This window comes from Nocardia rhizosphaerihabitans, from assembly GCF_014646295.1.
Lineage (GTDB): Bacteria > Actinomycetota > Actinomycetes > Mycobacteriales > Mycobacteriaceae > Nocardia > Nocardia rhizosphaerihabitans.
This window is the reverse complement of sequence record NZ_BMNE01000005.1, coordinates 375,926-399,363: the sequence shown is the minus strand read 5'-3', so window position 1 is coordinate 399,363 and position 23,438 is coordinate 375,926. Positions and strand designations below refer to the sequence as shown.

At 68.2% G+C, this 23,438-nt stretch carries 20 protein-coding genes; 14 read left to right on the top strand and 6 right to left on the bottom strand.

Annotated features, from left to right (window positions below):
* The first annotated feature begins 73 nt into the window (after positions 1 to 73).
* Positions 74 to 475 (top strand): MarR family winged helix-turn-helix transcriptional regulator, encoded by a 402-nt coding sequence (locus IEY60_RS23445; RefSeq protein WP_189032144.1) that lies wholly within the window; start codon positions 74 to 76, stop codon positions 473 to 475.
* A 3-nt stretch (positions 476 to 478) separates the two neighbouring features.
* Here the strand turns inward: IEY60_RS23445 and IEY60_RS23440 are convergent, their stop codons facing one another.
* Positions 479 to 1,324, bottom strand: a complete 846-nt coding sequence (locus IEY60_RS23440; RefSeq protein WP_189032134.1) for a helix-turn-helix domain-containing protein — start codon at positions 1,322 to 1,324, stop codon at positions 479 to 481.
* Between the two features lie 147 nt (positions 1,325 to 1,471).
* Positions 1,472 to 2,071 carry a DUF4282 domain-containing protein gene (locus IEY60_RS23435; protein ID WP_189032132.1) on the bottom strand — a complete coding sequence of 200 codons (600 nt, stop codon included), beginning with the start codon at positions 2,069 to 2,071 and terminating at the stop codon, positions 1,472 to 1,474.
* 181 nt (positions 2,072 to 2,252) lie between these two features.
* On the opposite strand from IEY60_RS23435, the gene IEY60_RS23430 reads away from it, so the two are divergent.
* On the top strand, positions 2,253 to 2,744 hold the full coding sequence (locus tag IEY60_RS23430) for a hypothetical protein (RefSeq protein WP_189032131.1): 492 nt from the start codon (positions 2,253 to 2,255) through the stop codon (positions 2,742 to 2,744).
* 160 nt (positions 2,745 to 2,904) lie between these two features.
* Here IEY60_RS23430 and IEY60_RS23425 read toward each other — a convergent pair whose 3' ends face one another.
* Complete coding sequence (locus IEY60_RS23425; RefSeq protein WP_189032129.1) at positions 2,905 to 3,315, bottom strand: hypothetical protein; 411 nt, start codon at positions 3,313 to 3,315, stop codon at positions 2,905 to 2,907.
* Positions 3,316 to 3,500: 185 nt separating this feature from the next.
* Between IEY60_RS23425 and IEY60_RS23420 the strand changes: the two genes are divergently transcribed.
* On the top strand, positions 3,501 to 5,672 hold the full coding sequence (locus IEY60_RS23420) for a molybdopterin-dependent oxidoreductase (RefSeq protein ID WP_189032127.1): 2,172 nt from the start codon (positions 3,501 to 3,503) through the stop codon (positions 5,670 to 5,672).
* 169 nt (positions 5,673 to 5,841) lie between these two features.
* Entirely contained in the window at positions 5,842 to 6,471 is a 630-nt protein-coding gene (locus IEY60_RS23415) for a pyridoxamine 5'-phosphate oxidase family protein (RefSeq protein ID WP_189032538.1), read from the top strand.
* On the opposite strand, the gene IEY60_RS23410 is transcribed toward IEY60_RS23415, so the two are convergent.
* A complete protein-coding gene (locus tag IEY60_RS23410) occupies positions 6,472 to 6,969 on the bottom strand; it encodes a GtrA family protein (protein WP_308426120.1) in 498 nt (165 codons plus the stop codon).
* A gap of 15 nt (positions 6,970 to 6,984) precedes the next feature.
* Here IEY60_RS23410 and dprE1 point away from each other — a divergent pair, with 15 nt between their 5' ends.
* The 3 genes from dprE1 to IEY60_RS23395 all read left to right on the top strand — a co-directional run bounded on the left by dprE1 (position 6,985) and on the right by IEY60_RS23395 (position 11,288).
* A complete protein-coding gene (gene dprE1, locus IEY60_RS23405) occupies positions 6,985 to 8,412 on the top strand; it encodes a decaprenylphosphoryl-beta-D-ribose oxidase (RefSeq protein ID WP_229740057.1) in 1,428 nt (475 codons plus the stop codon).
* Positions 8,409 to 9,188, top strand: a complete 780-nt coding sequence (gene dprE2, locus IEY60_RS23400; protein ID WP_189032125.1) for a decaprenylphospho-beta-D-erythro-pentofuranosid-2-ulose 2-reductase — start codon at positions 8,409 to 8,411, stop codon at positions 9,186 to 9,188. The genes dprE1 and dprE2 overlap by 4 nt, the downstream gene beginning before the upstream one ends.
* A 129-nt stretch (positions 9,189 to 9,317) precedes the next feature.
* Complete coding sequence (locus IEY60_RS23395; RefSeq protein WP_189032117.1) at positions 9,318 to 11,288, top strand: galactan 5-O-arabinofuranosyltransferase; 1,971 nt, start codon at positions 9,318 to 9,320, stop codon at positions 11,286 to 11,288.
* A 7-nt stretch (positions 11,289 to 11,295) separates the two neighbouring features.
* Here IEY60_RS23395 and IEY60_RS23390 read toward each other — a convergent pair whose 3' ends face one another.
* Entirely contained in the window at positions 11,296 to 11,922 is a 627-nt protein-coding gene (locus tag IEY60_RS23390; RefSeq protein ID WP_189032115.1) for a TIGR03086 family metal-binding protein, read from the bottom strand.
* Positions 11,923 to 12,015: 93 nt separating this feature from the next.
* On the opposite strand from IEY60_RS23390, the gene IEY60_RS23385 reads away from it, so the two are divergent.
* From IEY60_RS23385 to IEY60_RS23365, 5 genes are all read left to right on the top strand, one after another.
* Positions 12,016 to 12,969, top strand: coding sequence for a helix-turn-helix transcriptional regulator (locus tag IEY60_RS23385; protein ID WP_189032113.1), 954 nt, complete (start codon positions 12,016 to 12,018; stop codon positions 12,967 to 12,969).
* 176 nt (positions 12,970 to 13,145) lie between these two features.
* Entirely contained in the window at positions 13,146 to 13,688 is a 543-nt protein-coding gene (locus IEY60_RS23380) for a hypothetical protein (RefSeq protein WP_189032105.1), read from the top strand.
* Between the two features lie 215 nt (positions 13,689 to 13,903).
* Positions 13,904 to 14,416: a hypothetical protein gene (locus tag IEY60_RS23375; protein ID WP_189032103.1), complete on the top strand. Its 513-nt coding sequence runs from the start codon at positions 13,904 to 13,906 to the stop codon at positions 14,414 to 14,416.
* Between the two features lie 46 nt (positions 14,417 to 14,462).
* Positions 14,463 to 17,831 (top strand): arabinosyltransferase domain-containing protein, encoded by a 3,369-nt coding sequence (locus IEY60_RS23370; RefSeq protein WP_229740056.1) that lies wholly within the window; start codon positions 14,463 to 14,465, stop codon positions 17,829 to 17,831.
* Between the two features lie 151 nt (positions 17,832 to 17,982).
* A complete protein-coding gene (locus tag IEY60_RS23365) occupies positions 17,983 to 18,144 on the top strand; it encodes a hypothetical protein (RefSeq protein ID WP_189032574.1) in 162 nt (53 codons plus the stop codon).
* Positions 18,145 to 18,218: 74 nt separating this feature from the next.
* Here the strand turns inward: IEY60_RS23365 and IEY60_RS23360 are convergent, their stop codons facing one another.
* Positions 18,219 to 21,551, bottom strand: coding sequence for an arabinosyltransferase domain-containing protein (locus IEY60_RS23360; protein WP_189032101.1), 3,333 nt, complete (start codon positions 21,549 to 21,551; stop codon positions 18,219 to 18,221).
* 463 nt (positions 21,552 to 22,014) lie between these two features.
* On the opposite strand from IEY60_RS23360, the gene IEY60_RS23355 reads away from it, so the two are divergent.
* On the top strand, positions 22,015 to 22,662 hold the full coding sequence (locus IEY60_RS23355) for a hypothetical protein (protein ID WP_189032099.1): 648 nt from the start codon (positions 22,015 to 22,017) through the stop codon (positions 22,660 to 22,662).
* Positions 22,663 to 22,894: 232 nt separating this feature from the next.
* On the top strand, positions 22,895 to 23,392 hold the full coding sequence (locus tag IEY60_RS23350) for a peptidylprolyl isomerase (protein WP_189032097.1): 498 nt from the start codon (positions 22,895 to 22,897) through the stop codon (positions 23,390 to 23,392).
* The last annotated feature ends 46 nt before the right edge of the window (positions 23,393 to 23,438 follow it).

Genomic DNA, 23,438 nt, shown 5'->3' with positions numbered 1-23,438 from the left:
ACATGCGCACGCATTAAATGCCAACACATAAATTGCGGTTGCATGGACATGCCCCGATCACTAAGATGGGGCCATGTCGAACCCGGCCACAGCATCAGCTCGGCGCAACGAAGCGCCCCCCGAGCTGGTCGGCCAGTGGCGCGAACTGCTCGATCGGCACGCCGCCGTGAGCTGCGCACTGGAGAAGGCGCTTCAGCACGAACACCGCATCGGACTCAGCGAATTCGAGACCCTCGATCGCCTGGTCGACGCGGCCTGTCAGAAGTACCGGATGACCGAACTGGCCGGCGATATCTACCTGAGTCAGAGCGCGCTCTCGCGCGCCGTGGCCAGGCTGGAGAAAGACGGCCTGGTCGAGCGCACCATGTGCGTCGAGGACCGCCGTGCCATCTTCGTCCACCTGACGGAAAAGGGCAGGGCGGTCTACGACCGAGCCCTGCCCACGCACCGTGCGGTGCTCGCCAACTCCTGGTAGGAGCTACAGCGTGCCGGACGCCGCCGCGCTGATGTCGGTGAACGCGCCGCGGTAGCGCTCGTAGTCGGCGGGCTTGTCCAGATAGGCCGAGCCCGCGAAGGTCTCGGCGTAGACCACCGGCGGTTCCGGCCGGTCGAGCGAGCCGTCGACGCCGAAGTCCAGGATCACGAACCGGCCCGATTCCAGGCCCGCGTGATAGCCGGTATCACCGGGCACCACCTGGATCCGGACCGTGTCGAACTCGGCCAGCTCACGCAACTGCGCGCGCTGGGCGGCCAGCACCCGATCGTCACCGATGCGCCGGGTCAGCACCGCCTCGGCCAGCACCACCTGCAGCCGCAGCGGCGAATCCGCGCGGGTGAGCAGCGCCTGCCTCGCCTCGCGCACCCGCAGCCTGCGCTCGAGCTCGGCCTCGGTCAGCCCTGGGACGGTCTGCTCGAGCAGCGCCCTGGTGTAGTCCTCGGTCTGCAACAGCGCCGGGACCAGGCCGTCCTCGTAGATCGAGAGCCCGGTGGCCGCCTCCTCCAGCCCGATGTAGACCTCGAAGCCCTCCGGGATCACATCGCCGTAGCTCGTCCACCATCCCCGTGCCTTGGTTTCGCGAGCCAAGGCGGCCAGCGGCTCGATGAGCTCCGCCGGCGCGCCGTACACCTTGCACATCGCCTCGACATCGAGGCTGCGCAACGAGGTCTGGCCGGTCTCGATCCGCCAGATCTTCGCTTCCGACCACTCGAGTTGCGCCGCCGCGGTCCTGGTCGTCATCCGCGCCTGATTGCGCAGGTCACGTAAGTGCCTGCCCAGCTGCCTGCGCGGCATCGTCGAACCGGTGACACCCTGTGGTGAAGCCATACTTCCCCCCTGTTATCCAAATCCGGCCTCCCCCATCTCTTCCGGAGACCGCCCTACGCAGCCGACATACGCGTCGGATCTGCGTACGGATTGTTTCACAATGAATCGGACATCGCGCAACACCTGGTTCAGGGGGCAAGTACGGAACTACTTTTTCTTCCTGAAGCGCCAGAACTGCACGGCACGAACGTCTTCGGAGAGCTGGTTCACCGGCTCGGCGACATCGGAGAGCGCCTGGAACAACCCGTCGGCCAGATCGCTGATGTGCTCGACCCGGCCCGCCAGCCGGGCGGCGTTGCTCGCGAACTCGAGCATCAGGCGCACCGCGGCCGCGATCGTCAGCCCGAGCGGAATCGCGACCAGCGCGGCGAGGATGCCGAGCAGTGCCGATGCCCGCCACGCCAGCACCGTGAGCACGACCGGAATGCCGATGCCGAAGGAGACGACGCCGAGGATGTAGGCCAGCGGGAGCAACGTTCTGGTCGCCGGCCTGCGGAACTGGACATCGAGCAGCGAGCGCAGCACTTCGGCGGCCCACTGCTTGGCCGATCCGGTGCTGCGGAACGGATCTTCGAAACCCTCGTCGCGCGGCATGTCCGAATCGTCCGCATTCTCATCGCCGACCGGCTCCGCCCGCCGCGCCGCGCGCTTGATGTCGGTCTCTTTCCAAGAGAGCCACCGTGATTCGGCTTCGAACTCCTCGGGTTCCCCCTCCGGAGACGGGGTGGCGCCCGGCGCTTCGGTCATGTGCCGAATCCTGCCCGGTTTCGGCCCCTAAGCCAACCCTGCCGGGCCACATCCTCCGATAGCGAAGGTCCGCGAAGTGAGACGAACCAGACAGTCGCGAATATTTTTCGGGAACGGCGTAACAAGACGGCCACCCCGGTCCGATACGACCCATGAACGCAGGAACAGAGCTCTTCGGGGAATGGAGAACACAGTGCGCACGACGTTTCCGACCACAACCTCGGCCGCCGAGAAGGGTGCCGCCGCGCAGGAGTACGCCGCGCGGGGTTGGACGGTTGCCGAAACGGCCAATGGCCTGTGCTTGATCACCGACGACGAGGTCTCGGCGATCGAGATCACCGGTGAGATGGCGGGCGAGGTCCGTCGCTTCCTGCGCGCCAACAACCTGTCCGGCCCCGTGATCGAGATCCCGGGCCAGGAGCGTCGCGAGATCCACCTGGTCACCGGTGTCCGCAAGGCCGCCATGGCGATCGAGGCCATGCGCGAGGCCGGCGTCATCGTGCACACCGACGGTGCCAGCATCCCGCTGCCCCCGACCCAGCTTGCCGCGGGCTCCGCCTCGTGGGGCGTCGCACCGGGCGAGGCCCGCTGGGTCCCGCCGGTCGTCGCCCTCGGTGCCGCCGTGCGCGCCGCCGCGACCCGCAAGCGCGCCACGCTGACCGTGGCCTGCTGAGGACAAGAACTCACCGAACCCGCTGATCGCGACGCCTCCCCGACGTCGCGATCAGCGGGTTTTCGGCGTTCCCGGAGGGGATCGTCGCTGTCCGCGACCGCACCTGCGTAGACGACGAAGCTCGGGCCGGTCGACCGGCCCGAGCTTTTCCCGGTGCTGCCTACTTCAGGCCGAGGGCCGCACTGCCCGCATCGAGGAGATCCTGGATCGGGTTGCCTGCCGTGTCGCCGACCGCGACGGTCTTGTCCAGCAGTTCGATGGCCGGGCTGTTGACGCTGCAGGTCTCGCCCTCACCGACGTAGAGGTGGACCCGCACCCGGTGGTTGCCCGCCTCGATGTTCGCGAGCACCGCGGACGGCTTCTCCTTGGAGAGGATGGCGCTCTGCAACATCTCGTCCACCATCACCGTCCCGGACCAGCAGGTGTCGTCGGTGTTGTTGATGGAGACGGTGATGGTGTCGGCACCGCCCACCGCGTCGGCGGTCCGCGCGGCGGACGCGGTGCCCGCGAACAGGGTGATCGCGGCGGCGACGAGGGCAGTGGCCCCGGTGGCAAGCTTGAAAGTACGCATTGTTCCCTTCCAGTGACCCCCATACCCCCTCGCAGGCGATCATAGGACGATCCGACCTTCTCGCATGCCCCTAATAGTGTTGGGGGAAAACGTGTTTCGAGAAACACGAAGATGGGCAATCCGATCGTCTTCGCGGGTTTCGGCGTTTTCGAACCCAGGTGCGCCGGTCGGCGTAAGGATGGGGCATGGCTCCGCGAACGCTGCTGCGCACCTGTCCCCTGTGTGAGGCCGTCTGTGGTCTCGCGATCACGCTCGACGACGCCGACAAAGTGGTCTCGGTGCGCGGCGATCGCGACGATCCGTTCAGCAAGGGCTTCCTGTGCCCGAAGGGCGCGAGCTTCGGCAAGCTCGACGATGACCCCGATCTGGTCACCACCCCGCTGATCCGCGAGGGCGAGGGCTTTCGCGCCGCGAGCTGGGACGAGGCGTTCGACCTGATCGCGACCAGGTTCACCGAGATCGTCACGGCGCACGGCAGCGGCTCGACCGCGGTCTACCTGGGCAATCCCAACGCCCACACCGTCGCGGGCGCGCTGTATCTGCCCGCCCTGATCCGCGCGCTGAGCACCCGGCACATCTACACAGCGAGCACCGCCGACCAGATGCCGAAGCAGGTCGCGGCCGGGCTCATGTTCGGCGACCCGCTGACCGTGCCGGTGCCCGATCTCGACCGCACCGATTTCCTGCTGATGCTCGGCGCCAACCCGCTCGAATCCAACGGCTCGCTGTGTACGGCGCCGGACTTCCCCGGCCGGTTGAAGGCGCTGCGCGCCCGCGGCGGCAAGCTGGTCGTCGTCGACCCGAGGGCGACCAGGACCGCGGCGCTGGCCGACGAGCACCTGTTCATCCGGCCGGGCGCCGACGCCTACCTGCTGTTCGCCGTCGTCCACACCCTCTTCGCCGAGGAACTGACCGACGTGCGGATCGAGGCCGACGGCATCGACGACCTGCGCGCCGCCGCCGCGGAATTCAGCCCGGAAGCGGTCGTCGAGCGCACCGGCATCCCCGCCGACACCATCCGCGCCATCGCCCGCGACCTCGCCGCGGCGCCGACGGCCGCCGTCTACGCCAGGATCGGCACCTGCACCGCCGAGTTCGGCACCTTGACCCAGTGGCTGGTCGATGCGGTCAACGCACTGACCGGCAATCTCGACGCCCCCGGCGGCGCCATGTTCGCCACCGCGGCGGCGGGCGGCATCCCGCGCACCAGGCCGTTCCGGCCGGGCCGCTGGACCAGCAGGGTGCGCGGACTGCCGGAGGCGATGGGCGAACTGCCCGTCGCCACCCTCGCCGACGAGATCGAAACCCCCGGTCAGGGACAGATCAAGGCGCTGGTCACGGTCGCGGGCAACCCGGTGCTGTCCGCGCCGAGCGGCGCCAGGCTCGACCGTGGACTCGCCGGGCTGGAGTTCATGGTCAGTGTCGACCGGTACGTCAACGAGACGACCAGGCACGCGACGGTGATCCTGCCCCCGCCGCGCTCGGTGCAGTCGCCGCACTACGACTTCGCGCTGCTGCAGTTCGCGGTGCGCAATTACACCCGGTACTCGCCGCCGCTTGTTCCGCTCGACGGCCGCCCGTCGGAGTCGGCGGTGATCGCGCGGCTCGCCGCCGCCATCAGCGGGCAACCGCACGCGGGCACCGGCGCGGACAGCCCGATCGCGATGATCGACGAGCTGGTCATCTCGGGCATGCTGCACAAGGCGGGGATGAGCGAGCGGCGCGAGGAGCTCGAAGGCACCGACACCACAGAGCAGCGCATCGACCTGATGCTCAAGCTCGGCCCGTACGGCGCGTGGAACGGCGGCGAGCTGAGCCTGCGCACCCTGCTCGCCAACCCGCACGGGATCGACCTCGGTCCGCTGCAACCGCGCCTGCCCGGCGTGCTGCGCACGGCGTCGCGCAAGGTGGAACTCGCACCGCCGGAGCTGCTCGCCGACGTCACCAGGCTGCGTGCCGGACTCGCGACGAGCGCGCCGGAGATGGTGCTGATCGGGCGCAGGCAGCTGCGCTCCAACAACAGCTGGATGCACAACATCGCCGGACTCGTCGGCGGATCGAACCGGTGCACGCTGCAGATCCATCCCGACGACGCGAGCAGGCTCGGTCTCGGCGAGCTGGCCGAGATCAGTTCGGCGGCGGGTTCATTGACGGTTCAAGTCGAACAGACGCCGACGATCATGCCCGGCGTGGTGAGTTTGCCGCACGGCTGGGGACACGGCGCGAGCACCACCCAATCGGTCGCCCTCGCGCACGCGGGCGTGAATGCCAATGTGCTGACCGATGATTCGGTGGTCGACGCGGTGTCGGGCACCGCGGTGTTCAACGGCGTACCGGTGACGGTAGGACCGGCCTGATCAGTCCACCCCGGAAACCGTTGCGCAAACCAGGCTTCCATGCCATTCGCAACAATGGACACGCCCCACGACTTGTGACGGTCCCCTACACTGGGTGAGATTGCGGTCACAAGCGGGGGTTTCAGCGCGAAACCCGCAGCACCCGGTTCGGCTAGCAGAGGGGGCCCCGATGCCCGGAAAACACGTCGGCAGCGACGGAGAGCACGAGCTTCAGGACACGTTGGGCACCGCGGACAGGGCGGAACGCTTCTACGACGACCAGGTGATCGACTACCTGAACCCATCCATGGTCGAATTCGTCGCGCGGATGGACATGGCGTTCATCTCCACCGCCGACTCGCACGGCGAATGTGACGCCAGCTTCCGCGCGGGTACCCCGGGATTCCTGCACGTCATCGACGAACGCACGATTGCGTACCCCGAATATCGAGGTAACGGAGTAATGGCCAGCCTCGGCAACATCCTCGAGAACCCGCACGTGGGGATCTTGATGATCGACTTCGTTCGCGACTTGATCGGGCTGCACATCAACGGGAAAGCCCGCATGGTTGCCGACAGTGAGCTACGCGAGACCGTCAGCGATCTGCCCGACCCTGAACGCGGGAAGACGTCGCAGGTCTGGGTCGTCGTCGACGTGGAAGAAGCCTATATCCACTGCCGCAAGCACATCCCGCAGATGGTGCCGGTCGCGCGGGATCGCCGCGAGTGGGGCACCGACAATGTCAGGGCGAAGGGCGGCGACTACTTCGGCGTCAAGGCCGGCAAGCAGCCTGCACCCGCGGCGGCGAAGGCCAGCTGACTACTTGATCTTGAAGATCACCAGCCGCTGCACGACGAAGTTGATGACGGTTGCGGTGCCCTGCGCGATGACGAACGCCAATGGCTGCCGCCACCACTCGTCGGGCAGCGCGAAGTACAGCACCGCGTTGATGCCGACCTGCACGGCGAAGGTCACCGCGTAGAGCGCGACAACGGCGAAGAAGCGCGCCCTGCTCGGTTCGGCCTTGAACGTCCAGCGGCGGTTGATCAGGTACGCGGTGGTCGTTCCCGCGACGAAGCTGATGGCCTTGGCCAGGCTCACCGGCAGGCCGACCAGGTTCAGCAGCAGGCTGTAGATGCCGTAGTCGACGATCGCCGAGAGGCCGCCGGTCAGCGTGAACCGCACGATCTGCGTCTTCAGGTCTACTTCGGTTCCACCGGGCTCGTCGACCAGGGGAATTTCGGCGGGAAGCGGCAGATGCGGTTGGGCTTGCACGTGAGGAAGACTACGAGACCGGTCGCGTTTCCCGCCATGCATGTAGCCTCTTAGCCGATGTCCGAGAACATTCCGACCACCACCGACGGTGCGTTTGCGCTGCCTACGCGCACGCGCACGCTCACCGGATGGGGTCGCACCGCACCCACCTCCGCCGAAGTGCTCTCGACCAGCGATCCCGAGTTGATCGTCAAGGCCGTGAGCATGGTCGCCGAGGACAACGACTCCAAGCCGGCGCACCTGCGACGCGGCGTGATCGCCCGCGGCCTCGGCCGCTCCTACGGCGACCACGCGCAGAACGCGGGCGGGCTCGTCATCGACATGCCTGCGCTCAACCGCATCCACCGTATCGACCGCGATTCCCGCATGGTCGACGTGGACGGCGGCGTGAGCCTGGACCAGCTGATGAAGGCCGCGCTGCCGTTCGGCCTGTGGGTCCCCGTGCTACCCGGCACCCGCCAGGTGACCATCGGCGGCGCCATCGCCTCCGATATCCACGGCAAGAACCACCACAGCGAAGGCAGCTTCGGCAACCACGTCCGCTCGATCGACCTGCTGACCGCCGACGGTCAGGTGCGCACGATCTCGCCGACCACCGACGCCGAGCTGTTCTGGGCCACCGTCGGCGGCAACGGCCTGACCGGCATCATCCTGCGCGCGACCGTCGAGATGGCGCCGACGGAGACGGCCTACTTCCTCAACGACGGTGTGAAGACGTCGACGCTCGACGAGACCATCGCGGTGCACAGCGACGGCAGCGAGGCGAACTACACCTACTCGAGCGCGTGGTTCGACGTGATGAACCCGCTGCCCAAGCTGGGTCGCGCCTGCCTGACCCGAGGCCGCTTGGCCAAGGTCGACGAGCTGCCCAAGAAGCTGCGCAAGAATCCGCTGAAGTTCGACGCGCCGCAGCTGCTGACGGTGCCGAACATCTTCCCGAGCTGGTCGGCCAACCGCCTCTCGCTCGGCGCGGTCGGCGAGGCGTACTACGCCATGGGCGGCACCTACACCGGCAAGGTCCAGAACCTGACGCAGTTCTATCACCCGCTCGACATGATCGCGGAGTGGAACCGGGTCTACGGTTCGGCAGGCTTCCTGCAGTACCAGTTCGTGGTCCCGACCGAGGCCGTCGAAGAGTTCAAGCGGATCATCATCGACATCCAGGCGTCCGGGCACATCTCGGCGCTCAACGTGTTCAAGCTGTTCGGCGAGGGCAACGCGGCGCCGCTGAGCTTCCCGATGCCCGGCTGGAACATCTGCGTCGACTTCCCGATCCGTCGTGGCCTCAACGAGCTGGTCACCGATCTGGACCGGCGCGTGATGGAGTTCGGCGGCCGCCTCTACACCGCGAAGGACTCGCGGACGAGCGCGGAGGCGTTCCACAAGATGTACCCGCGGATCGACGAGTGGATCAAGATCCGCCGCAGCGTCGACCCGACCGGCGTTTTCATGTCCGATATGGCCAGGAGGCTGGAGCTCCAGTGATCAACGCAGTGGGCAACCCACAGACCATTCTGCTGTTCGGCGGTACCTCCGAGATCGGTCTCGCGATCTGCGCCGAGTACCTGCGCAAGAGCCCGGCCCGGATCGTCCTGGCCAACCTGCCCGGCGACCCGCTGCTCGAGGGCGCGGTCGCGCAGCTGAAGGCGGCCGGTGCGACCCAGGTCGACGTCATCGACTTCGACGCGCTCGACACCGACTCGCATCCCAAGGTCGTCGACTCCGCGTTCGCCGCGGGTGACGTCGACGTCGCGATCGTGGCGTTCGGTGTCCTCGGCGACGCCGAGGAGCTGTGGCAGAACCAGCGCAAGGCGGTCATGACCGTCGGCATCAACTACACCGCCGGTGTGTCGGTGGGCGTGCTGGTCGGCGAGAAGTTCAAGGCGCAGGGCCACGGCCGGATCATCGTCATGTCCTCGGTGGCCGGTGAGCGCGTTCGCCGCTCCAACTTCGTCTACGGCTCCACCAAGGCCGGCCTCGACGGCTTCTACCTCGGCCTCGGCGAGGCGCTGCGCCCGCACGGCCCGCGCGTCACCGTCGTTCGCCCGATGCAGGTGCGCACCTCGGCGACGAAGGCGCACTGGGAAGCCACCGGCTCCAAGGAAGCCCCGCTCACGGTCGACCCCGAGGACGTCGCCCGGATGGCCGTCTCCGCCTCGGAGAAGGGCACCGAGATCGTCTGGGCGCCCGGCGAGGCCCGCTTCCTGATGTCGGCGCTGCGCCACGTGCCGCGCCCGATCTTCCGCAAGCTGCCGATCTGATCTCTCGCTGCCCCGAACTGCCGCATCGTCCCCGGATGGTGCGGCAGTTCTCGTTCACGCCCACGGGCATGGCCTCCACTAGGCTGGCCCGGACCGTAGAGCCGACAGGAGCTGGAGGACAGCGCGCCGATGACGACGAACGAACAGGTGCGGTCGGTGCGCAGGATCGGGGCCGGGGTCGGTGAGGGTGTTGCGGCGGCGCTGGTTGCGCTCGTCGTCGCCGCGGTCGGGCTGTTCGCCTTCTCGGCGGTGCAGTGGCCCGCGTTCAACTCCTCCAATGTGACTCGGGCGCTGACCACCGTCGGCCAGGTCGTCGCCATCGCGCTGCTGGTGGTCTCGGTGCTGCTGATCCGGCTGCGGAAGTGGCCGGTGGTGGCGAAACTGGCCTCCTGGGTGGGCATTTCGAGCTTCGTGACGGTGACGCTCGGGATGCCGCTGGCGGCGACCAAGCTGTATCTGTTCGGTGTCTCGGTGGATCAGGAGTTTCGCACCGAGTATCTGACGCGGCTCACCGACAGCGCGGCGCTGCGGGATATGACCTATGTCGATCTGCCGCCGTTCTATCCGGCGGGCTGGTTCTGGATCGGCGGGCGGGTCGGCAATGTCCTCGGTATGGACGGCTGGGAAGTGTTCAAGCCGTACGCGATCGGGCTGCTCGCGGTCGCCGCGGCGGTGGCGCTGGTGTTGTGGACGCAGCTGGTGCGGGCCGATCTCGCGGTCGGCGCCGCGGCGGCGGTGACCGCCATGACGCTGGCCTACGCCTCCCCCGAGGCCTATGGCGCGGTGCTGGTCGTGTTCATTCCGCCGGTGCTCGTGCTCGCCTGGGGTGCGCTGCACCGGTCGTCGGGCGGGTGGGGCGCGGTGCTCGGCACCGGGCTGTTCCTCGGCGTCGCCGCCTGCTTCTACACGCTGTACCTGGCGATCGTGGCGTTCACGGTGGTGCTGATGGCCGTGGTCGCGGCGGGTGTGGCCGTGTACACGCGCAAGGAGGACCTGCGGCCGCGGGTCGGCGGACCCCGTGCCGTCGGTGGTCCGGCGCCGTGGCGGTCGGCGATCGCGCCGCTGACCAAGCTGGTCGTCATCGGGGCCATCGCCGCCGTGCTCGCGCTGGTGGTGTGGGCGCCGTATCTGCTGAAGATGCTGTCGGGGGCGAAACTGCCCTCGGGCAACGCCTTCCACTATCTGCCGCAGTCGGGCGCCGAGCTGGCGTTCCCGATGCTGGAGTTCTCACTGCGCGGTGCGCTGTGCCTGCTCGGAGTGCTGTGGCTGGTGCTGCGCGCCGGAACCTCGCGCCGGGCACAGTCGCTGGGGCTCGGGGTGGTGGCGATCTACCTGTGGACGCTGCTGTCGATGGCCGCGACCGCCGCGGGCACCACGCTGCTGTCGTTCCGGTTGGAGCCGGTGCTGCTCGCCCTGCTCGCCGCCGCAGGCGTTTTCGGCTTCGTCGAAACCGCGGCCCTGGTCTATCGAGCGATGAACGACTCGACCCCGGTGCGCACTGCGGCGGGCGTGGTGGCGGTGCTCGGCGCGCTGGCCTTCGCCCAGCACATCCCGACCGTGCTCACCCACGAGATCGACACCGCCTACACCGACACGGTGCCCACCGATGTGCCCAACGCGGAGGGCACTTTCGGCGAACGCGCCGACAAGCGCAAGCCCTCGGCAGTGGCCTACTACCACGCTGTCGACGAGGCCCTGCTGGCCCGAACAGGCCGTCCCCGAGACGAAACCGTCGTCCTCACCGCCGACACCAGCTTCCTGTCCTTCTACCCGTACTTCGGCTTCCAGGCCCTCACCTCGCATTACGCGAACCCCCTGTCGGACTTCAAAGACCGCGCAGCCACCATCGCCGCCTGGAGCAAACTCGACTCCGCTCCCGCCCTCCTCGACGCCATGTCGACGGCCCCGTGGCGAGCCCCCGACGCTTTCCTCTTCCGCCGCGACGGCGACACCTACACCCTGCGCCTGGCCGAAGACGTCTACCCCAACGACCCGAACGTCAAGCGCTACACCGTCGCCTTCCCCAAGACCCTCTTCGCCGACCCCGCCTTCACCACCACCGACATCGGTCCCTTCACCCTGATCACGGTCCGCCGCTGAGGCTTGCTCAGGCGGTGCGGCCGAGGTAGTGCAGGAGGTCGTCGACCGGGCCGGTGGAGGTGGCCTCGACGACGGAAGCGTAGGCGCCCCACTGACGCAGAGGTTCGACGATCTCGGCGTCGACACCGCTGCCTGGCGCCGCGTGGACGGTGCGGGCCGCGGTCAGCAGGTGGGTCGCCAGGTCGTCGGTCAGCGGGGAGGGCTGGCCGGTGGCGACGGCGATGTCCCAGGCGTGGACGGCGGCGTCGAGGGCGGCCAACGTAGCGGCGACGGCGGTGGGGAGGTCGCCGTGTGGGAGCGGGGTGGGGACGGTGGCGGTGGCGTCGGCAACGGTGGCCCAGGCGGCGGCGGTCTGGTCGACGGCCGCGCGGACCAGCTCAACGGCGGAACCGTCGACGGCGCCGGACGGAGCGAAGGGGTTGTAGCTCGGGCCTGGGCCGACGCCGAGGGCCGCGGCGTAGGCGAGCTGGTCGCCCGCCGCGTGCTGGATCACCTGGGTGACCGTCCATTCCGAGCACGGGGTCGGCAGGTTCCACTGGTCGTCGCGGATGCCTGCGACGACGTCGACGAGGGCGGCGTAGGAGGTGGCGACGACGTCGCGCCACACGGTGTCGAGGGCTGCGGTGCTGTTCATGATGGAGCCTTCCTGCTCGGTGATGACTCCAGCCTAGAAACCTATTAGGCTCGTTTCTTTCCTAATTGCTCCACCGATTCCGACGAGGTGACAATGGCCGCGACGACACCGCGCGTCCTGCGCCTGCTCGCCCTGCTCCAGGACCGCTCCTACACCGGCCGCGAACTCGCCGATCGCCTGGAGATCACCGAACGCACTGTCCGCAACGACATTTCGCGACTGCGTGAGCTCGGCTATCCCGTGCACGCCGAACGCGGCGCCGTCGGCGGCTACCGGCTCGGGCGCGGCGCGACGATGCCGCCACTGCTACTCGACGACGACGAAGCGGTGGCCGTCGCCCTGTCCATCGCCGTGGCAGCCGACGGCTCGCTCGCCGTCTCCGATCTCGGCGACCAGCTCACCAGAGCCCTGCGCAAGATCGAGCAGATCCTGCCGAAACGCTTGCAGCGCAAGGTCTCCGCCCTGCACGACGCCACCGAGATCGGCCCCGCCACCACCGGCTCGCGCGAACCGGACGCCCCGGTCGCCGCGGGCATCCTCACCACGCTGGCCGACGCCGTCCGCCGCACCACCGCGGTCACCGTCGACGACGACATCGAGCTGGAGCCCTACCGGCTGATCAACTGGCAACGCCGCTGGTACCTCGTCGCCTACAGCATGAAATCCCACGCCTGGGAGGCGATCCCGGCCGCCCGTATCACCAGCGCCACCGCGGGTCACCGGGTGTTCGCGCCACGCAGACTCCCCGACGACGATCTGGTCGCCTTCGTCATGCGCCACATCGCGACCACCGGCTGGCGGGTGCACGCCCGCGTCACCGTGCTCGCCCCGGCCGAGACCGTCATCGCCCGGATCAACCCCGCCGTCGGTGTCGTCGAACCGGTCGACGACCACAGCTGCGTGCTGCATACCGGCGCCGACGCGATGGAGACGATCGCGATCTACTTGAGCATGCTGATGATGGACTTCCGGGTCGACGGCCCGCCCGAACTGGTCGCCCATCTGCGCACCCTGGCCCGCCGGTACACCGAATCCATCGCACCGTGACCGCTCGCGGATCGTTTCCGTTCCGTGCCGGAACCCCCTGTCCAGGCCGCTCGACGGCACTACACTGACTGGTGCGGCACGGTCGCCGTCGGCGGGCGCGTCCCGCGGCGGATGGCGTTGGAATCATCGATCCTGCACGTCACGGGTCCCGGCGACCCGATACCGGAGGAGGACTTATGTCCGATCCGTTGCACACGCGGGTGTGCCTCACCGGCATGCACTGCGACTGCCCGAGCATCAGCTTCTTCGTGGTGCCCGAACCGCTGGTCCGCGGTGGGCAGGTGCTCCATATGCTCGAACAAGCGCCGGTCGCCGGACGAACGCCGGAACCCAAACCCGATGTCGACATGATCGACCTGATCGAGGCGGTCCGCACGCCGCTGAGCACCCGCGGCCTCGCCCGCGTCGAGCGCGTCGCGTTCGCGGGCAGCCGCCATGATCCGCCTACCGCGCGCACCGTGCTGCACGACCATCTCATCGAGGAACCGGCGCCGTGGGGCCTTGACATGGACGACCCGGCCGAACTGATGCGCCTGGAACTGCTGCCCGAGCACCGCATCGGCCCGCGCCGCATCGATGACTTCCAGTCTCATTCGGTGCGCCAGGCGATGCTGGCGGTCTACCGGTATTTCGAGATCGACCAGCGCATTCCGTTGGTCTATCACGGTTTCGCCGACCCGATCGACGGCTGGTTCGCGCTGCGCGCTTCGGCCGCCTGAATGGCCTGGTCAGGCGCCCTCAACCGGGTGTTGTGTTGATCGACACCCGGTAGCTACTGGTGTGCGGGAGCCCGATAGACCACAATATGTCCGGTCAGTGTCAACAAACCGCGCAGTTCGTGTCGCGGGGCGAGTACGCTGCGAAATGTTGATTAGTTCGGCCGACCGAAATCAGTTTTGGTAGTGCTGATCGGTACGGATGCAGAGGTATAGCTATGACGCTCAGCAGACCGGAGCGAATCGATCTCTTGCTGACTCGCCCGCACCGTCAGGATCGCGAACCCTCTCCCAGGGAAGAGCTCCACACGGTCGGTCAGATCGAGCAGACAGTCGTCGACGCCGCGATCGCTATGCTGGCGCCGGGCCAGAAGTTCGCGCTGCTGTGGTCGATGCAGGTCGGCGACAACACCGTGGCAGGTGTGCAGATCAAGGAGCGCGACGGCACGGTCACCAATCTGGTGCCGCCGGTCGAGGTGCTCGAGTACTTCACCGACCACAAGCGCCTGTCCTATGACCCCGCCGTCGGCGCCTGGCTCAGCGCCGAGATCTTCATCGCGGGCCCCACCCGCTACAAGGCGACCTACTCCACCAGCACCGTCCCGGACTGGATGCCGGAGTTCTCGGTCGAGGAGCTGCGCGCCGAATTCGCCGCCTACTCCCGGCCCGACGGCGAAATCCCCGACTGGGCCAAAGCCCAGCTCGATTGGAGCGACCGCAAGACGGGATGACCCGGCGCCGTGTCGCGCACAGGTTCGATGGCTAGCATCAACCCCCGTGCTGCGATCTGAACGAGCGTTCACCCGATACCGCCTGATCGCCCTCGTCTGCGGGCTGCTCGGGTTCGTGCTTGCCCTGCTCACGCCGCTGCTGCCGGTGCGGCAGGACCGCGCGAGCCTGGAGTGGCCGCAAGCGGGCGCGACCAGCGTCGAAGCACCGCTCGTCTCCTATGTGCCCCAGCGGCTCGACGCGCAGCTGCCGTGCACGATGCTGCGCGACCTGCCGGAGACCGGGGCGACGACGCTGTTCGGCACCATCCCGGTCGCGTCCGGCCAGACCCAGAAGGGGCTGACCGTCGCCGTGCGTGACGGTGTGCTGGGGGTGCAGGCGCGCGATGTGCCGATGCTGTCGGCGCCGATCGCCGAGATCGCGAACTGCGAGCGCATCACGATCGAATCGACCATCGCGGCGACAACCGTCGAGTTCGCCGGGGTGACGCGCGAGGACGGCAGCCCGTTCCGCAACACCGTCACCGTCGACAAGCGCCCGCAGATCGTCGGCGTCTTCACCGATCTCGACGAGGCCGCGCTCACCGGCGCCCGCGTGCACGCCGACATCGACTCCCGGTTCACCTCCACGCCGACGACGCTGAAGCTGGTGACGATGATCGCCGCCGCGGTCGCCACCGTCATCGCGCTGATCGCGCTGCACCTGCTCGACACCTCCGACGGCCGTCGCGCCCGTCGTTTCCTGCCCCGGCACTGGTGGCGGGTCACCCCGACCGACGTGGTCGTCGTCGTGACGCTGCTCGGCTGGCATGTCATCGGCGCCAACACCTCCGACGACGGCTACATCCTCAATATGGCCCGCGCGTCGGGGCCATCCGGCTACATGGCCAACTACTACCGCTGGTTCGGCGTCCCCGAGGCGCCGTTCGGCTGGTCCTACGAACTGCTGGCCTGGATGACCAAGGTCTCCGACGCCAGCCCCTGGATGCGCCTGCCCGCCCTCGCCGCCGGCCTGGTGTGCTGGGCGGTGATCAGCCGGGAGGTGCTGCCCCGCTTGGGCGCTCGCGTGCGCCGCGACAAGGTGGCGCTGTGGACGGCCGGGCTGGTGTTCCTGGCGTTCTGGCTGCCCTACGACAACGGCCTGCGCCCCGAACCGCTGATCGCGGCGGGCGCGCTGCTCACCTGGTGCCTGATCGAACGCGCCATCGCCACCGCCCGGCTGCTGCCCGCGGCACTGGCGATCCTGGTCGCCGCCTTCTCCCTCGCCGCCGGTCCGACCGGGCTGATCTGCATCGCCGCGCTCATCGCGGGTACGCGACCGGTGCTGCAGCTCATCATCAAGCGGGCCCAGGGTGTGCTGCCGCGCCGGATCGCCGCCGACGAACTCGGCGCGAATGCGACCGGCAGCGACGAACGCGGGGCCGAAACCGCCAGGACCGGCAGCGCGGCCGAAACGATGAGCGGTACCGAATCCGGCCGTCGGCTCTCGCTGGGCGCCAAGATCTACCGCTACGCCGCGCTCCTGGCCCCCGGCCTGGCCGCAGGCACGATCGTGCTGATCATCGTCTTCGCCGACCAGACCATGGCCACCGTGATGGAGGCGACCCGGGTCCGCACCCTCGTCGGCCCCAATGTCGCCTGGTTCGACGAACGCACCCGCTGGGACTCGCTGTTCATGCTCTCCCCCGACGGCTCGCTGGCCCGGCGCTTCGGCGTCCTGGTGATGCTGCTGTGCCTGCTCGTGTGCATCCTGCAGGTGCTGCGCAAGGGCCGCATCCCCGGCACCTCGCGCGGGCCGTCGGTGCGCATCCTCGGCATCGTCTTCGGCGCACTGCTGCTGATGATGTGGACGCCGACCAAGTGGACCCACCACTTCGGCGTGTACGCCGGGCTCGCCGGTTCACTGGCCGCGCTGGCGGCGGTCGCGGTCGGCGCCAACGGCATTCGCGCACCGCGCAATCGCGCGCTGTTCACCGCGGCGGTGCTGTTCGTGCTGGCGATCACCTTCACCGGCTCCAACGGCTGGTGGTACGTGTCCAGTTTCGGCGTGCCGTTCTGGGACAAGGCGCCGCTGGTGGCAGGCAAGGGCATCTCGACCATCTTCCTCGGGCTGTCCGTGCTCGCGCTGCTGGTCGCGCTGTATTTCCATCTGCGCGACCCCTACCGCACGCCGTCCGCGCCGTCGCGTTTCGACCGCTTCGCGACCATGCCGCTGACCATCGCGGCCGCGCTGCTCGTGCTGTTCGAGGTGGCGTCGATGGCCAAGGGCGCTGTCACCCAGTACCCCGCCTACTCGATCGCGAAGTCGAATATCGAGTCGCTGCGCGGCAACACGTGCGGCCTCGCCAACGACGTGCTGGTGGAGACGAATACGGCCGATTCGCTGCTCACCCCCTACACCGGCACCCCCGCCGACGGCATGGACGCCGAATCCACCGGCTTCACCCCGAACGGCGTCGCCGCCGACCTCACCGCCGATGCCGACGAAACCGTGGTCGGCGGCGCGAACTCGGTCGACACCGACTCGGCCAACAAGACGACCAACACCACCGGCGCCGGCACCGGCGGCGGCACCAGCACCGAGCCCGGCCTCAACGGCAGCACCGTCGCCCTGCCCTTCGGCCTCGACCCGGCCCGCACCCCTGTCCTCGGCTCCTACCAGGACGGCGTACAGCAGCAGGCGAAGCTGACCTCGCAGTGGTACCGGCTCGACCTGACCGGCAGCTTGCGTGACGATCCCGCCTACCAGGCACTTGTCGTCACCGCCGCCGGCCGCATCCGCTACGTCGACACCGACGGCGTCGTGCACTACGGCCAGGACCTGCGCCTGGAGTACGGCACCCGCGCCGCCGACGGCGAGGTGACGGTGACCGGTTCGGTCGAGCCACTCGACATCGGTCCCGCACCGTCGTGGCGCAACCTGCGCGTGCCGCTGGACCGGCTGCCCGACGGGGTGAACGCGGTCCGGCTGGTCGCCACCGACAACGACATCACCGGCAAGCAGTGGCTCGCGGTGACCCCGCCGCGGCTGCCGAAGCTGGCCACGCTCGACTCCGTCGTCGGGCAGACCGACCCGGTGCTGCTGGACTGGCACGTCGGCCTGGCCTTCCCCTGCCAGCGCCCGTTCGACCACCACGACGGCGTCGCCGAGGCGCCGAAGTGGCGGATCCTGCCCGACCGGGTCGGTTCGGACGCCTCCAACGCCTGGCAGGACGACATCGGCGGCGGCCCGCTCGGCTGGACAGGTCTGCTGCTGAAGGCCGAGACTGTCCCCACCTATCTCGATCACGATCTGGGCCGGGACTGGGGCTCGCTGGAGCGGTTCACGCCGTATCAGCCCGCGCCGCCCGCCGAGATCTCGGTGCGGGTCGTGGAGCAGTCGGGACGGGCGAAGGAGCCGGCGATCCGGGCGCAGTAGATAGTGCGGCAGCGTAAGGGCAGCGACCGGGCAGTTGCGCATGTACGGCGCGAAAATCCTAGCGGCCGTTAGTATTTCGTGTGTATGAAACGACTGTAAAAGTCGGCCGAATGCCCTTCCCCTGCGCGTTTGAGCACGTACCCTGGTGGGTATGACAGGAGCCTTCGATGACATGGATCTGGGAGATCTCGTCGAGCTGCTCAGCGATGACGAGAAAAAGGAACTACGACCGGCCGTGATGCGGGTACTGGATAGATTGCCTTCGCAAGAGGTGTTACGCCGCGACCTCAACCGTCGCATGCTCAACGTTTGACTCCTGCACCCCATCAACGGCCAAAGGCGCGGACCACCTAGGTGGTCCGCGCCTTTTACTTTGTCTGGCTCAGGTCAGAACACCCGCAGGGGACCGGGGGTCCACAGGCCGCTGCGCGAGGCGGTGTCCGTCGCGAGCTGGGCCGGCTCGGCCTTGAGGTACTGGTTGTAGCGTTCCAGCGAACCCCAGTCGCGGGCCCAGTCGTCCTTCAGGTAGGTCGGGATGGTGACCCGGCTCGCCAGCATCTGCGAGAAGCCGAGCGGGCCGCCGAACTCCTGGGCCTGCCAGGTGTCGGTGGACGAGATCGCCAGCGGACGGTCCGGCAGGATGCGGTAGTTCGGCACCTCGGCGACGCCGTTGTGGTGCGCGAACGGCCGCTGGCACGGGAACTGCAGGCCGACGGCCCAGTCCAGCAGCACCGGCTGGGTGCGGCCGATGAAGGTGTCCAGGGACTGCAGCTTCGGCACACGCGGCGGGGTGAACGCCAGCCACTGGTCACCGATCAGGATCGGGTCGTTGGCGACGATGCGGACCGCGTTCGCCTCGGCGGGCAGGTCGGCCACCGGAACGCGCAGGTTGCGCCACGACGGGAACGGGCCGATATCGCGCGGCAGGTAGGTACCGAGCGTGGTGACGCTGCCGTCGGGGTTGCGGGCACCGTACTCGACCAGCAGCGACTGGCCGTACTTGTCGGCGCCGGAGTCGTCCCTGGAGGCGATGCGGCCCGCCGCCGAGATCACGACCAGCGGCGAGTTGTCCGAGCGGGCGGGCAGCCCGTACCAGGCCGACTCCAGGTGCGCGGGCTGCTGCACGCCTTCCTGGTAGGAGCCCAGGATGGGGGTCTGCCCCGGGTCGAGCCCGAACGGCAGCGCGACGGTCGAGCCGTTGACGCCGAGCGCGCCCTCGCCGCCGCCGGTGCCCGCGCTCTCGCCCTCGGCGAAGGCCGCGCCGACCGACTGGTTGCTGGTGTTGCCGGTACCCGGCTTCACCTCGACCGCGTCGGCCGACAGATCACCCGGCACGCCGTTGGGCGTGAAGCCGACCGCGCCGGTGCCCGCGAGCGGATCGTTCGGGTCGGTGAACGGACGAGCCGGATCGACGATCGGGTCGAGCCTGCCGCCGTTCGGATCGGATTCGACCAGCACGTCGTTGGCCAGACCGCAGGCATTGCCGCCGATGGCGTCGACATTGGAGCGGGCCAGCGAGTAGCCCGGGTACTGCTGGGTGGCGCCCTTGACCAGCGAGAGCACCTCGAACAGCACCATCAGCCCGACCACGATGGTCAGCGGAATGGCGGCGAACTTGCGGATCCGCCTGCCGCGCTCGGTCTTCACCGACGGCACCGGTTTCACGTAGTCCTCGCGCAGCGCGTACCAGCCGACCAGGGCCAATGCCACGCCGAACAGGATCAGCATCACCGTGTTGGAGTGCACGCCGCGCAGCGAGATGGTCTTGTCGAACCACGGCACGCCGTAGCTGGAGACGTACCAGTAGCCGTTGATGCCCGAGAACGACAGCGCGAGCACGAACAGCAAGCCGGCCAGGAAGATGGCCCGGTTCTTGCGTGAGCGCAGCGCGCTCTGCGACACGGCCACCGCCGTCACCGCGGCCAGCGAACCGGCGATGCCCGCGTACGCGCCGAAGTGGTGGGTCCACTTCGTCGGGTTGAACATCATGAAGAAGATCGTGCCGAAGACGATCCCCATCAGCCGCCAGGTCGGGCCCGACGCGATGCCGGGCACCTGACGGCGGCGCAGCAGCACCAGCAGCGTCGTGAACAGGCACAGCAGCATCACCAGGAAGGCGAAGCGCCGGGCCAGCGAGCCGTCGACGGTCTCGACGAACATGTAGTAGTAGCGCAGGTAGTCCTCGTACCAGGCCAGGTTCGGGCCGGTGGCCTGACGCACCCGGTTGGCTTCCTGGATGCCGGCGAAGGTCTGGTCGCCGTAGACGACGACGAGCACAAGCAGACCCGCCGAGGCGATCGGGGCGAGCAGCGGCAGCGTGCCGAACTGGCGGTGCCTGCGCACGATGATCCGCACCAGCGGCCGAATGCCGGCCAGCAGCGCGGCCACACACATCAGACCGGTCGGGGCGGCGGCGAGGGTGAACGCCGCGATCAGCACCGCGATGCCGGCGGGCAACAGCCTGCCGGTGGCGATGGCGCGTTCGATCGAGACCCAGGTCAGCAGCGCGCCGAGGGCGACGATCGGCTCCGAGCGCAGGCCGTTGTCGAACGGCAGCCAGAAGGCGAGGAACACCAGGCCGCCGGTCCACAGCGCCACCTGCGAGCGCTTGACCGCGTTGCCGAGGCGGGGCACCACCTCGCGGCTGATGACCATCCAGCACAGGATCGCGCAGATCAGCGCGGGCACGCGCACCCACGGGCTGGCCGTGGAGATCTCGGCGAAGACCTGGATGACGTAGTAGTACCAGCCGAACGGCGCCTCGGGCACGCCGTACCAGCGGAAGTAGTTGGCCGTGTAGCCCGCGTCGGGCGCGACGCGCACCATCGACAGGATGTAGCCGTCGTCGGAGGTGTTGGCGCCGACGAAATGCCAGATCAGCAGGGTGCCGATGACCGCGCCGTCGGCCCAGGTCGGCTTCAGCCAGTTCTTCGGCAGGAACCGGCGGTGCCCGCGCCCGTCACTGCCGTCGAGCACGGCCAGCGCGCCGAGCGCCAGCAGGGTGCACAGCACCGCCGCGATGATCGCGATCAGCTTCAGCAGCGACGGGCTGGAGGAGAACCGCGAGTCGATCGTCGAGGTCAGCGACAGGCCGTCCGGGACCGCGCCCTCGAGAGCGGAGAACACACCGACGATCTGCGGCCGCAGGTCACCGGCGAGCGTGCCCTGCACCGGCACCTGCACGGTCTCGACCGCGCCCGGCTGACCGGCGATCGGCCGCTCGACCTCCTTGGTCATGCCCCGGAATTCCGCGGTCGTGCGGTTCTGGTCGGAGCTGATGACGATCGCCGAGCACTGGTCCATCGCCGCGCGGTCCGCCGAGGCGACCACCGCGTTGCGGTCGACCACGTCCACCGAGGTGTCGGAGACGCGCACGAACAGCGCCTCGAGCGCGGCCCGGTCGCCCTGCGGCGGCGCGGTGGCCAGCAGCATGCCGCCCTGCTCGGGCAGCGTCGCGACCGCCGAGCACGGGATGGCGGCGTTCAGGTCGATCGGCACCTGCGACATCAACGGTGCCTGGATATTGCCGAGCTTGCCGTTCTGGGGCCAGTTCAGCTGGGCGGTCGTCTGGGTGACCGGCAGGAACGGCGTCGCCACCGCGAACAGGGCGCCGAGGAGCCCGGCGACCAGCGCGATCCATCGCGCGATCCGGAAGTCCTTCGCGGACGCCACCGGCGCGGCGGGCGGCTTGGTGAGAACAGCAGTTGCGGCGTCTGGCACGGTTCGCCATGGTATCCGCACCCTCTTACTTGTGAGGGGTTGCACGCCATGCCTGTGAACATGCTTCGCGCTACGGTGTGAAGTTCAAGCGTTTCATTAAGGGTGCGACGTGCGCCTGCCATGCCGTGCGGCGGGCCGGCCCACGACGACCGGCCGTTTCGAAGCGATGCGAATTCGCTATCGATCCAGGTCCGGAGCCGGTGATCCATGGACAACCAGGCACGGCACAGGAGTTTTTCGATGTTACCAGTGTGCACGGTGCATATAGATAAAAAATGCAGTAACCGTTACGCGCGGTAACAGCCCCGCATAATAAAGGCGATCCGGGACAGCGGGAGTTGATTCGCGAAGGTTTCCGCACGAAATGGTAGGCGCGAACAATGCACTACCGAAAAATGCCTTTCGTATTCTTGAACACGACAGCTTCACATCACGTGACTGTCGATTTCACCAAGGAGTACGCATGTTCGACAATAAATTCTTCGCACGGGCGACACTGGCCACCGCCGGCTGTCTGGTCGCCGCGACGACCTTCGGCATCGGCCCGGCGACGGCGGCGGGCTCGACCACCGTCGCGCCTGCGGGCGCCGCGGTCTCGGCGACCAATGTGGGCACGGTGAAGGCGGTCGCCGGTGGTGTCAGCATCACCTGCACCACCTCCAACGCCACCGGCGCGGTGCCTGCGGCGCCGAACAACACCAACCCCAGCGGCCCGATCACCGTCCCGATCAGCGCGCCCACCTTCACCGGCTGCACGACCAGCATGTGGGGCGTGAGCGCGACCGTGACCACCAGTGGCAGCTGGTCGATCACGGGCCAGAACGGCACGCCGATCGCCGGGACCATCAATATCCCGCAGGGCGGCATGGTCATCCAGACCAGCGGCCTGGCCTCCTGCAAGATCGTCGTCGCCCCCACCGCGGCGGCGAGTCTCGCTGGCACCTGGACCAACGGCAGCCCGTCGACCGTGCAGGCGACCAATGCCCCGGCGCCGATCAAGGTGACCGGTAGCTTCGGCTGCCCGACCAGTGCGACGACCGGGCAGGTGACAGGCAAATACGCCGTGAACAACACCACCACCCCGTCGGTGCCGATTACCGTCGGCCCGTGATTCGTCGCGCCGAAGTCGTCTCGAATTCGGTGCGTCGAATGGTTTTGCAGTAAAGAACCCGCGTGCGCCTCAGGCACGCGGGTTCCTTAAAAACTATATCCGATCAACCAAACGCACACCGCGGGCCGGTGGGTGGATTTTGTCGTGCGCCGCATGTCCGTCAACTCGTTCGGCACCCACCGATCCGGACCCCACTCCCTTCCGACCCCCTCCCCTCCCTAGACTCGACTCCATGACCAAGGTGAATCTCGAAACCAACTACGGACCGATCGTGCTCGAGTTGGACGACCAGGCCGCGCCGAACACGGTCGCCAACTTCGTGAACTACGTGAACGCTGGCCATTACAACGGCACCGTGTTCCACCGCGTCATCCCCGGTTTCATGGTTCAGGGCGGCGGGTTCGAGCCCGGCCTGAAGCAGAAGCCCACGCAGGCGCCGATCCAGAACGAGGCGACCAACGGCCTCAAGAACGACAAGTACACCGTCGCGATGGCCCGCACCAACGACCCGCACTCGGCCACCGCCCAGTTCTTCATCAACGTCTCCGACAACGCCTTCCTCAACCACACCGCCCCCCAGGGCCAGGGCTGGGGCTACGCCGTCTTCGGCAAGGTCTCCGACGGCACCGACGTCGTCGACAAGATCGCCGCCGTCTCCACCGGCAACGCTGGCCCCCACCAGGACGTCCCCGTCGACGACGTCATCATCGAATCCGCCACCGTCGCTTAATTATTCGATGCTCTGAAGGGTCGCTACCCGTCGGGTGGCGACCCTT

Coding starts and splice junctions, on each gene's coding strand:
- IEY60_RS23445 (WP_189032144.1), top strand. CDS start 74: ATGTCGAACCCGGCCACAGCATCAGCTCGGCGCAACGAAGCGCCCCCC.
- IEY60_RS23440 (WP_189032134.1), bottom strand. CDS start 1,324: ATGGCTTCACCACAGGGTGTCACCGGTTCGACGATGCCGCGCAGGCAG.
- IEY60_RS23435 (WP_189032132.1), bottom strand. CDS start 2,071: ATGACCGAAGCGCCGGGCGCCACCCCGTCTCCGGAGGGGGAACCCGAG.
- IEY60_RS23430 (WP_189032131.1), top strand. CDS start 2,253: ATGGAGAACACAGTGCGCACGACGTTTCCGACCACAACCTCGGCCGCC.
- IEY60_RS23425 (WP_189032129.1), bottom strand. CDS start 3,315: ATGCGTACTTTCAAGCTTGCCACCGGGGCCACTGCCCTCGTCGCCGCC.
- IEY60_RS23420 (WP_189032127.1), top strand. CDS start 3,501: ATGGCTCCGCGAACGCTGCTGCGCACCTGTCCCCTGTGTGAGGCCGTC.
- IEY60_RS23415 (WP_189032538.1), top strand. CDS start 5,842: ATGCCCGGAAAACACGTCGGCAGCGACGGAGAGCACGAGCTTCAGGAC.
- IEY60_RS23410 (WP_308426120.1), bottom strand. CDS start 6,969: ATGCATGGCGGGAAACGCGACCGGTCTCGTAGTCTTCCTCACGTGCAA.
- dprE1 (WP_229740057.1), top strand. CDS start 6,985: ATGTCCGAGAACATTCCGACCACCACCGACGGTGCGTTTGCGCTGCCT.
- IEY60_RS23395 (WP_189032117.1), top strand. CDS start 9,318: ATGACGACGAACGAACAGGTGCGGTCGGTGCGCAGGATCGGGGCCGGG.
- IEY60_RS23390 (WP_189032115.1), bottom strand. CDS start 11,922: ATGAACAGCACCGCAGCCCTCGACACCGTGTGGCGCGACGTCGTCGCC.
- IEY60_RS23385 (WP_189032113.1), top strand. CDS start 12,016: ATGGCCGCGACGACACCGCGCGTCCTGCGCCTGCTCGCCCTGCTCCAG.
- IEY60_RS23380 (WP_189032105.1), top strand. CDS start 13,146: ATGTCCGATCCGTTGCACACGCGGGTGTGCCTCACCGGCATGCACTGC.
- IEY60_RS23375 (WP_189032103.1), top strand. CDS start 13,904: ATGACGCTCAGCAGACCGGAGCGAATCGATCTCTTGCTGACTCGCCCG.
- IEY60_RS23365 (WP_189032574.1), top strand. CDS start 17,983: ATGACAGGAGCCTTCGATGACATGGATCTGGGAGATCTCGTCGAGCTG.
- IEY60_RS23355 (WP_189032099.1), top strand. CDS start 22,015: ATGTTCGACAATAAATTCTTCGCACGGGCGACACTGGCCACCGCCGGC.
- IEY60_RS23350 (WP_189032097.1), top strand. CDS start 22,895: ATGACCAAGGTGAATCTCGAAACCAACTACGGACCGATCGTGCTCGAG.